Annotated in this window: 10 protein-coding genes; 9 read left to right on the top strand and 1 reads right to left on the bottom strand. The window is 35.0% G+C overall.

The window, feature by feature from the left end; genetic code table 11:
• The first annotated feature begins 215 nt into the window (after window positions 1-215).
• The 9 genes from AB3X49_RS15180 to rsmI all read left to right on the top strand — a co-directional run bounded on the left by AB3X49_RS15180 (window position 216) and on the right by rsmI (window position 6,723).
• Window positions 216-395 carry a sigma factor G inhibitor Gin gene (locus AB3X49_RS15180; protein ID WP_002091596.1) on the top strand — a complete coding sequence of 60 codons (180 nt, stop codon included), beginning with the start codon at window positions 216-218 and terminating at the stop codon, window positions 393-395.
• A 79-nt stretch (window positions 396-474) separates the two neighbouring features.
• Window positions 475-1,896 carry an aminotransferase class I/II-fold pyridoxal phosphate-dependent enzyme gene (locus AB3X49_RS15175; protein ID WP_367963099.1) on the top strand — a complete coding sequence of 474 codons (1,422 nt, stop codon included), beginning with the start codon at window positions 475-477 and terminating at the stop codon, window positions 1,894-1,896.
• Between the two features lies 1 nt (window position 1,897).
• Entirely contained in the window at window positions 1,898-2,524 is a 627-nt protein-coding gene (gene tmk, locus AB3X49_RS15170; protein WP_367963097.1) for a dTMP kinase, read from the top strand.
• A 35-nt stretch (window positions 2,525-2,559) separates the two neighbouring features.
• A complete protein-coding gene (gene holB, locus AB3X49_RS15165) occupies window positions 2,560-3,543 on the top strand; it encodes a DNA polymerase III subunit delta' (RefSeq protein ID WP_113938530.1) in 984 nt (327 codons plus the stop codon).
• 5 nt (window positions 3,544-3,548) lie between these two features.
• Complete coding sequence (locus AB3X49_RS15160; protein ID WP_002009637.1) at window positions 3,549-4,376, top strand: PSP1 domain-containing protein; 828 nt, start codon at window positions 3,549-3,551, stop codon at window positions 4,374-4,376.
• 14 nt (window positions 4,377-4,390) lie between these two features.
• Window positions 4,391-4,741, top strand: coding sequence for a DNA replication initiation control protein YabA (gene yabA / locus AB3X49_RS15155; protein ID WP_002009639.1), 351 nt, complete (start codon window positions 4,391-4,393; stop codon window positions 4,739-4,741).
• Between the two features lie 120 nt (window positions 4,742-4,861).
• Window positions 4,862-5,602: a tRNA1(Val) (adenine(37)-N6)-methyltransferase gene (locus AB3X49_RS15150; RefSeq protein WP_367963095.1), complete on the top strand. Its 741-nt coding sequence runs from the start codon at window positions 4,862-4,864 to the stop codon at window positions 5,600-5,602.
• Window positions 5,589-5,879, top strand: a complete 291-nt coding sequence (locus AB3X49_RS15145; protein ID WP_002130207.1) for a GIY-YIG nuclease family protein — start codon at window positions 5,589-5,591, stop codon at window positions 5,877-5,879. The genes AB3X49_RS15150 and AB3X49_RS15145 overlap by 14 nt, the downstream gene beginning before the upstream one ends.
• Window positions 5,848-6,723, top strand: coding sequence for a 16S rRNA (cytidine(1402)-2'-O)-methyltransferase (rsmI, locus tag AB3X49_RS15140; RefSeq protein WP_002143972.1), 876 nt, complete (start codon window positions 5,848-5,850; stop codon window positions 6,721-6,723). The genes AB3X49_RS15145 and rsmI overlap by 32 nt, the downstream gene beginning before the upstream one ends.
• Before the next feature lie 20 nt (window positions 6,724-6,743).
• Here rsmI and abrB read toward each other — a convergent pair whose 3' ends face one another.
• Window positions 6,744-7,028: a transition state genes transcriptional regulator AbrB gene (abrB, locus tag AB3X49_RS15135; RefSeq protein ID WP_000843037.1), complete on the bottom strand. Its 285-nt coding sequence runs from the start codon at window positions 7,026-7,028 to the stop codon at window positions 6,744-6,746.
• Between the last annotated feature and the right edge of the window lie 93 nt (window positions 7,029-7,121).

The following is a 7,121-nucleotide window of genomic DNA, read 5'->3' as shown; positions in this document are numbered from 1 at the left end:
TAGGACGTCGCCAAGCAAGATAAAAACACAAGTCTTTTGACTTGTGTTTTTTTGTTTTTAAACGGTACATGAAAGAAGTAAAGGGAATACATAAGTAATACAAACACGTTGCCCAAGAATAAATCATATTATATAAGAAATTGATGTATATTTTCCAGAAATTTGTTAAGGAATAGAGGTATATAATATGTTTATTTAAAAAGGGAGGAAAGATTATGAAATTACCAAGTGAAATTTGCATCGTTTGTGAGACAAAAAGAGGGGAAGGAATATATGTATATAATAATTTAATATGTTACGAGTGCGAAAGAAATCTGGTGAATACTGAGACAAATGACCCGAAGTATATACATTATTTAAAACAACTGCGAAAATTAGAAGTATCATATTTTTAAATAGGCATTATGCCTATTATTTTTTTTGCCCTAATATCTGTATAATAGATACACAATGAATAATAAGGAAGATATATATATGAATCAAAATCGTATGCCTTTATATGAGGCGCTAATGGAATTTAAAGAAAGGCGACTACTATCTTTTCATGTTCCGGGTCATAAGAATGGTTTAAACTTCCCTCAGAAAGCTTCAGGGGGGTTTAAGGACATATTATCAATTGATGTAACAGAGTTAACAGGATTAGATGATTTACATAGCCCGTTTGAATGTATAGATGAAGCACAGCAATTATTAGCTGAAGTATACGGCGTGCACAAAAGTTATTTTTTAATTAATGGCTCCACAGTTGGAAATTTAGCAATGATTTTATCTTGCTGCGGCGAACATGATATTGTCCTCGTACAAAGAAATTGTCATAAATCGATCATTAATGGTTTGAAATTAGCAGGGGCGAATCCGGTCTTTTTAAATCCATGGATTGATGAAGTACATAACGTACCAGTAGGTGTTCGTGATGAAGTTATTAAGGAGGCAATTACAAAGTATCCAAATGCAAAAGCACTTATTTTAACACATCCTAATTACTATGGTATGGGCATTGATTTAGAGGCAAGTATCGCTTACGCACATGCACATAAAATTCCTGTTCTAGTAGATGAAGCCCATGGGGCGCATTTTTGTATAGGGGACCCCTTCCCGAAGTCAGCATTAGTTTATGGTGCGGATATTGTGGTTCATTCCGCACATAAAACATTACCTGCGATGACAATGGGATCTTATTTACATATAAATAGCCGTTTGGTGAGCGAAGAAAAAGTTTCCTCCTATTTAAGTATGCTACAATCTAGTAGCCCATCGTATCCAATTATGGCTTCTCTTGATATAGCACGTTTTGCAATAGCAGTTATAAAGGAAGAGGGTCATGATGAAATCGTTGAGTTTTTACGCCGATTTAAAGAAGGATTGCGATCTATCCCACAAATAGCCATTTTGCAATATCCATCGCAAGATGAATTAAAAGTTACGGTGCAAACTCGCTGTCAGTTATCGGGGTATGAATTACAGTCTGTATTTGAAAAAGTCGGTATATATACGGAAATGGCAGATCCATATAACGTCCTACTTATATTACCGTTACAAGTAAATGAGGGGTATATGAAAGCTATAGAGATCATTCGATTAGCTATGCAGCAATATAAGGTAAAAGACAAGACAGCATCAATTCGTTATACTTATAAAGGTGAGATTTCCCCTTTACCGTATACGTATAAACAATTAGAGAGATACGAAACGAAGTTAGTATCTATAGAAGAAGCCGTTGGTATGATAGCTGCAGAAATGGTGATTCCGTATCCACCTGGAATTCCATTGATCATGTATGGAGAGAGAATTACTCAAGAACATACAAAGCAAATTACTCATTTAGAGAAAACAGGGGCTCGTTTTCAAGGTAGTACGAAATATATGAACGTGTATGATATAGAAAGTAGGTTTTAGGATGAAGGGATTATTTGTAACAATTGAAGGGCCAGAAGGTTCGGGTAAAACAACATTAATTAAAAGTTTATTACCATATTTTGAGCAAAAGGAACAAAAGGTAATGGCGACCAGAGAACCGGGTGGTATTGCAATTTCTGAAGATATTAGAACAATTTTACATAAACAAGAGTATACGATGATGGAAGCACATACAGAGGCGCTCTTATATGCTGCTGCACGTAGACAACATTTAGTGGAAAAAGTTATGCCAGCACTTGAGGAAAACTATCTTGTACTATGTGATCGTTTTATAGATAGCTCTTTAGCATATCAAGGATATGCAAGGGGCTTAGGTATGGATAAAGTATTTGAAATTAATCGTTTCGCAACGGAAGATTGTATGCCTAGTTTAACAATCTATTTAGATATTGAGCCAGAGGTAGGTTTAGCACGAATTGGAAAAGATGCAGGACGTGAAGTAAATCGACTAGATATGGAAGATATCTCTTTCCATAAACGTGTGCGTGAAGGGTATTTACAAGTTGTAGAGCGTTTCTCTAATCGCATTGTATTAGTAAATGCTGATCAACCAATGAAAAAACTTATAGAAGAAGTTGTTCAGATTATAGAAGATAAATTGTTATAATAGAAGGAAAGAATGAAATAAGTGAGGTATGCAGTATGATAAATACGTGGGAGCAGCTTTCTGTTATACAGCCCATCGGTGTCAAAATGTTGATGAATAGCATTGCAAAAGAGCGTATATCCCACGCTTACTTGTTAGAGGGAGGGAAAGGGACTGGGAAGTTCGCCACAGCAATTCAAATGGCAAAAAGTTTTCTCTGTTCACAAAGAAATGGTGTAGAGCCTTGTCATGTATGTACGAATTGTCGCCGAATTGATTCAGGTAACTACCCAAACTTACATATTGTAAAACCAGATGGATTATCTATTAAAAAACAGCAAATTCATGATTTACAAGAAGAGTTTTCAAAAACAGGATTAGAAGCAAATAAAAAAGTATATATTATTGAGCATGCAGATCGTATGACAGCAAATGCAGCGAATACGCTCTTAAAGTTTTTAGAAGAACCAAGTAGTGATACAACAGCTATTTTACTTACTGAACAAAGTCATCAGATTTTAAATACAATCTTATCTCGTTGTCAAGTTGTTACGTTTAGGCCGTTGCCTACAGAATCTTTAATTAAGAGGTTAGAGGAAGAAGGTATTACAGTTTCTTTATCTACACTTGCTGCGCAGCTTACAAATAGTTTTGAAGAAGCTTTATTAATGTGTAATGATGAATGGTTTGCACAAGCGAGAGCTTTAGTGATAAAATTATGTGAAGCGCTCGAAAAAGATAAGGCCTCTATTTTTTTTGTACAAGAAAAATGGGGGAAGCACTTTGGAGAGAAAGAACAATTACAGCAAGGCTTAGATATGTTACTCCTTATTTATAAGGATTTATTATATGTTCAACTTGGAGAAGAAGATCGTCTTGTTTTTCATGAGCAGAAAGAGATGTTTGAATCCTTTTCTTATGCTCAGAAGCGCATTGTATCAGCTCTCTTTAATATATTAGAGGCAAAAAATAGAATCAACGCTAATGTAAATGCGCAGCTTGTGTTCGAACAGTTAGTGTTGCGGTTGCAGGAGGGATGACCGTTTTGTATGATGTAGTAGGTGTTCGCTTTAAGAAGGCCGGAAAGGTATATTACTTTGATCCAAATCAGTTCGATATCTCAGAAAATGAGTTTGTAATTGTAGAAACGGTAAGAGGTATTGAGTACGGAAAAGTAGTTATTACCAAAAAGCAAGTTGATGAAAATGACGTTGTATTACCGCTAAAAAAAGTTATTCGTATTGCAAATGAAAATGATCGTACCATTGTTGAAGAGAATAGGCATGCTGCGAAAGAAGCATATCAAGTTTGTCAACAAAAGGTAGGAGAACATAATCTTGATATGAAGCTTGTAGATGTAGAGTATACGTTCGATCGTAATAAGATTATTTTTTACTTTACTGCGGATGGCCGGATTGATTTCCGGGAACTAGTGAAAGACTTAGCGGCAATTTTTAGGACAAGAATTGAGCTGAGACAGATCGGCGTTCGTGACGAAGCAAAAATGCTTGGTGGTATTGGTCCATGTGGTCGTATGCTTTGTTGTTCTACTTTTTTAGGAGATTTTGAACCTGTATCCATTAAAATGGCAAAGGATCAAAATTTATCATTAAATCCTGCAAAAATCTCTGGTTTATGTGGTCGCTTAATGTGTTGCTTAAAATATGAGAATGATGAATATGAGGCAGCAAAGGAACAACTTCCTGATTTAGATCAACGTATACAAACACCGCACGGTACTGGCCGTGTTATCGGATTAAATATTTTAGAAAGATTAATTCAAGTGGAACTAGTAGACAAGGAACGGATAGTAGAATATACGTTAGATGAATTAATGAATAAAGGGGTCGTTTCGAGTCAAACCACAGATTAATGAGGTGGGTGCTTGTGGAGAAAAAGGATATTTTTGCATCGGTTTCTAGTATGGAAGAGCAAATTGGACATTTATACAAACAGTTGGGGGAATTAAAACAACATCTTGCAGAATTATTGGAAGAAAACCAACATATAAAAATGGAAAATGAAAATTTGCGACATCGTTTTGAAGAAGTGCAGAACAAGGAAAAACAAAAAACTCAAAAACGCAAAGAAATGAAGGCGAAGACAGATATTGGTGAAGGCTACGATAATCTAGCGAGACTATATCAAGAAGGTTTTCATATTTGCAATCTACATTATGGAAGTGTACGTAAAGAGGGAGATTGTTTATTCTGTCTGTCATTTTTAAATAAAAAGTGAGATTACCTTTCCAATATAATTGGAAAGGTAATTTTTTATACATGAGAGTAGAATGAAATTTATTTTTACATTAATAGAAGATGAAATAGGATAGGTTAAGTGTAAGAAAGGGAGCAATATATGAATTTATATGAAGATGAGCGTTTAGATTACTTATTAGCGCGAGATATGAAGATTATACAAAGTCCATCAGTATTTAATTTTTCTTTGGATGCTGTTTTACTTGCAGATTTTGCTTGGGTGCCAATTCAAAAAGGTAATTTACTTGATTTGTGTACAGGTAACGCAGTTATCCCTCTTTTATTAAGTACAAGGACAAAAGGGAAAATTACAGGTGTAGAAATTCAAGAGCGCTTATATGATATGGGAATAAGAAGCGTTCAATACAATAATTTAGAAGAAAGAATTCATTTAATCCATGGAGATTTGAAAGATATGCCGGAGAAACTTGGACGTCATCAATATGATGTTGTAACATGTAATCCTCCTTATTTTCAAACACCACAAACTTCTGAGAAGAATATGAATGAACATTTAGCGATAGCTCGTCATGAAATTATGTGCACACTAGAAGATGTTGTATACGCAAGTAGCCAGCTAGTGAAACAGGGTGGGAAAGTAGCATTTGTACATCGTCCAGGTCGTTTGCTCGACATCGTCACATTAATGCGTAAATACAAAATTGAACCGAAACGTGTGCGATTTGTTTATCCTAAGGCTGGTAAAGAAGCGAATACATTGTTAATTGAAGGAATTAAGGATGGGAATGCAGATTTAAAAATCTTACCACCTCTTTTTGTATATGAAGAAAACAATGAATATACAAGGGAGCTTCGTTCAATTTTATATGGAGAAGAATAAGCATTGTTTTTATGTGGTGGAGTGTTCTGATGGAAGTTATTATGCTGGATACACGAATCATATAGAAAAACGGATTCAGACCCATAATAGTGGAAAAGGTGCTAGATATACACGCGCTAGACTTCCAGTTGTTTTAAAATATGTAGAGGATCACGAGGATAAACGAACGGCTATGCAAGCTGAGTATCACTTTAAGCAGTTAACGAGGAAAAAAAAAGAAGAATATATGCAAAAAGGAGAACGCTATGTGGCAGCAAAAAAGCTTTCAGCAAAATGAAAAGGGAGTTTTATATTTAGTACCGACTCCAATCGGAAATTTAGAGGATATGACATTTCGTGCAATCCGAATTTTAAAAGAGGCAGACATTATTGCAGCGGAAGATACAAGGCAAACGAAGAAACTTTGTAATTACTTTGAAATTGAAACACCAGTTATGAGTTATCATGAGCATAATAAAGGAGTAAGTGGACGGAAAATTTTAGATAAGTTAGAAGAAGGTAAGACTGTAGCCATTGTGAGCGATGCTGGTATGCCATGTATTTCAGATCCTGGTTATGATATCGTTGTAGAGGCTGTAGCAGAACAATATCATGTTATCCCGCTTCCTGGGGCAAATGCAGCCCTTACAGCATTGATTGCATCAGGACTTGAGACAAAACATTTTTATTTCTATGGTTTCCTGCAAAGAAATAAAAAGGGACGTAAGCTTGAATTAGAAAAACTACGCTATATTCCAACTACAATGATGTTTTATGAGGCGCCACATCGTTTAGATGACACTTTAATCTCTATGCAAGAAGTATTAGGAAATAGGGAAATCGTATTATGTCGTGAGCTAACGAAAAAATTTGAAGAATTTATTCGTGGAACAATTGAAGAAGCGATTGAGTGGACGAAGCAAAATGAAGTTCGTGGTGAGTTTTGTATTTTAGTAGCAGGTTCAACAGAAGAACCTACTCCAGAAGAACAATGGTGGGAAGCTATTTCAGTATATAATCATATTGAACATTATATAAATGAAAAAGGTATGAATTCAAAAGAAGCGATAAAAACAGTCGCTAAAGATCGAGATTTGTCGAAACGAGACGTATATCAAATCTATCATGTGGATAAAAAATAAGCTTCTCATAATTGAGAAGCTTATTTTGCTGTTTCGATATAATCTTGAAGTTCGTTTAAGACTTGTTCAGCGCCTTCTTTACTTAAGATAATTTTACCTTCAGCTAAAGATAGGTTACCATCAGATACTTCACCAGTTACTTGGCAAGTCATGTTTGGTTTATATTTCTTTAAGATGATTTTTTCATCATCAACGTAGATTTCAAGAGCATCCTTTTCTGCAATACCTAAAGTACGGCGTAATTCGATTGGAATTACTACACGACCCAATTCATCAACTTTACGAACGATACCAGTAGATTTCATAATTCTTTTCCTCCTAAATAAATAGTTTATAAGTTTCGAGTCTATTTTTTTGATTCGTCATTTTTCGACAAAATACCCTATGGACATATGATA

The organism is Bacillus sp. C30 (assembly GCF_040838255.1).
GTDB lineage: Bacteria > Bacillota > Bacilli > Bacillales > Bacillaceae_G > Bacillus_A > Bacillus_A mycoides.
Note: the sequence above shows the minus strand (reverse complement) of the source record. Positions and strands in the feature narration are given on the sequence as shown.